Source organism: Vibrio sp. Y176, from assembly GCF_033438945.1.
Genome location: NZ_JAWOQS010001149.1, coordinates 1 through 524 on the forward strand (window position 1 = coordinate 1; position 524 = coordinate 524).

A 524-nucleotide genomic window follows, 5' to 3' on the forward strand; every position below is an offset into this window, starting at 1 on the left:
CCAATTGGTGACAAGTTACGTGCAAATCCACCAAGCGAAATTGCAGGCAAGAAAGTATCGGTAACTGAGGACTTGAAAACTTCCGGTCGTACATTTGAGGATGGTTCAGAAGAGACGATTGATTTACCAGCAAGTGATGTGCTGATTTATCATCTTGAAGATAAATCTCGCGTAATCGTTCGTCCTTCTGGTACTGAGCCTAAGTTGAAATGTTACTACGAAGTCATCAGTGACTTCCCTGCTGACATGAGCTACGAGCAAGCGCAACAAACTGCCGAAGCCAAAATGAACGCGCTGATCGACGCACACCAAAAAAGCTTGTAACCCTCTCAACGAGTAGTCATGACAAGCTCATGACTACATACTAAAAGAGGCGCTGTTCGCGCCTCTTTTTCTGGATTCCTAACAAGCTAAACATCAGTAGCGACTATTCTGCGATTTCTTTTTGGAGGAAGTATTTGTGGATTCCCTCAGCCGGATAACCGGAATACTGCCCTACTTTTTCAAAGCCCAATTTGAGGTAG

The 524-nt window shown here is 44.5% G+C and carries 2 pseudogenes; one reads left to right on the forward strand and one right to left on the reverse strand.

Annotated elements, in window-relative coordinates:
* Positions 1-324: pseudogene (locus R7O13_RS30690) on the forward strand (phospho-sugar mutase); the annotation flags it as partial.
* 103 nt (positions 325-427) lie between these two features.
* Here R7O13_RS30690 and R7O13_RS30695 read toward each other — a convergent pair.
* Positions 428-524, reverse strand: a pseudogene (locus tag R7O13_RS30695) (GNAT family N-acetyltransferase); the annotation flags it as partial.